Source organism: Arthrobacter gyeryongensis, assembly GCF_039543785.1.
GTDB classification, from domain to species: Bacteria; Actinomycetota; Actinomycetes; order Actinomycetales; family Micrococcaceae; genus Arthrobacter; species Arthrobacter gyeryongensis.
The window spans coordinates 1-1896 of record NZ_BAABKK010000013.1; the positions used below are offsets into that span (position 1 = coordinate 1).

The following is a 1896-nucleotide window of genomic DNA, read 5'->3' on the forward strand; positions in this document are numbered from 1 at the left end:
GGTACACCGACACCGCGCACGGCTTGGTCTACTACAGCGCGTATGCCTCACCCGACGGCGTCAGCTGGACACTGGTGCCGGGATCGACGACCGCGCTCGACCTGCCGCAACCGCTGCTGGCCGGCTTCGCGATCACCTCTCATCTGCAGGGCACCGGCTCCACCGTCACCCTGGACACAGTAAGCGTGGAGACCATCTCGGTGCCGCCGCCGGGGCCCTGAGGCGAGACCGCATCGGCCGAGCCGGTGACCGGCTTCGCGTGGCAGCTATCCAACGCCGAATGTCAGCAACAGCCTGCCGCCTATAAACCCCTATCGCACAAAGGAAAGCCGCCGGCATTGCAGTCGATGCGACCTCGGAAGAAAGGGTGTTTGGACAGAGCGTGAAGAATCAAGTCCGCACGCGATTGCGGCTTACCCCCTATCGCCGAAACCACCACTTTCGGCGACAGCGTGAGAGGTCCGGGGTGCCCCCTCGGCCACGATATCCGGCCCTCGTACTTCGAGGACGACACCGGATGCGCCTCCTCGCGGCCCTGTCGTGGACGGCCGCCGCCTTGCTGATCCTCGCGACGGTCAGCGCGGACACCCGATCGAGGAGCCCGTTCGTCGAAGTCTGCGGCATGAGTCTTTGCGTCAGTGGGCGAGGCTTCACCATCCATGGCGGTACTGCATACGGCCAGTACGACAACCCCGTCGCAGAAGTGGCGCTGGCAAAGCAAGCCGGACTGAACGTCCTCGAAATCGTGGAGTATGAGACACGGCATCACGAGCTTTCGGATGCCATGTCAGAAGCCACGTGGACACGGGTGGACGACTTCATCGCAGTCGCCAAGGCGAACGGGCTGCGCGTGATCCTTAATTTCAGCAGCTACGGCCAGTCGCTGCAGGCCTCGGGCATCAAACCGACCACCGCCGATTGGCGGCCCTTTCTGTCCTTCGTCACCAACCGAGTCAATACCAAGACCGGGATCCAATATTCTGCTGAGCCTGCGATCGCCATGTACGAACTCTTAGGGGAGATCGACGCCCCGAATTACGACAATGCGACTCGCGGCACGACGGCGGAAACGACCGCTTTCTTTCGCCGCACACTCGCGCAGTTGAAAGCACTCGACCCGAACCACCTGGTGTCCAGTGGGGGCATGTCCTACATCAACGACCCTGATAGCGGCATCGACTGGCAGAAGATCATGGCCGAGGTGAACAACGACGCCTGCGACGTCGAGATCAACTCTCTTCCTGACCGCAATATCAGCGTCCCCTCCGTCTCCAGCTACTGCAGAGGCATCGGCAAACCATGGTTCCTTGCCGCGTGGAGTGCCTGCCAGGGCCCGAAGACCGGGCCACATGACATCGATCACTGGCCTGCCGGAGACCCGGACATGGCAACTCACGCCCTCGACATGTACCAAGTCGAACGCAACGCACACCCAGCGGGACCGGCGCCGGCCGTGGCCGCTGTCGGCAGCGACTTCTGGAATCTCGCTGCCACCGGCACCTGCGCGCTCGGACCCGCTTACCCGCAGACCTTCGCAGTCGTCGAGCGATACGCGGCGAAACCGGCGCCACCGATTCCCGCGCCGCGAAAATGAACGTGGCAGCACGACCCCTGCAGGAATGGAGGAACCGGAAGCTTTGCTCGACCGGCTCGCGTGGAGCTACGAGTGTGGCCGTCGGGGCCGCCCGGCCGCATAATCGCCCCGGGGGACGGAGCGGGGCGGGCCGGGCGGACGATCAAGTGGGCAAGGCGTCAGTGGCTGCGTCACGGTGGCGGCGTTGTCCCGAGCGAGATGCTGTCCATGGTCACGGTGCTGAGGGCGCCGGTGTTGTGCGAGGTTACTGCGAGGCCGGCCAGTAGCGTCGAGGGGAGGTTCATCGTGAAGGTCGAGCCGGC

2 protein-coding genes are annotated in these 1896 nt (G+C 64.2%); both read left to right on the plus strand.

The window, feature by feature from the left end:
- Positions 1-221 (plus strand): hypothetical protein (locus ABEA18_RS11240; RefSeq protein ID WP_345449484.1); only part of this gene is annotated, 221 nt, incomplete at its 5' end.
- Between the two features lie 296 nt (positions 222-517).
- The gene (locus ABEA18_RS11245; protein WP_345449485.1) at positions 518-1594 is read left to right on the plus strand and encodes a cellulase family glycosylhydrolase; all 1077 of its coding nucleotides are present in this window, start codon (positions 518-520) and stop codon (positions 1592-1594) included.
- Positions 1595-1896 lie beyond the last annotated feature (302 nt).

Excerpts from the sequence above, each read along its gene's own strand:
- ABEA18_RS11245 (WP_345449485.1), top strand. The coding sequence starts at position 518 with ATGCGCCTCCTCGCGGCCCTGTCGTGGACGGCCGCCGCCTTGCTGATC.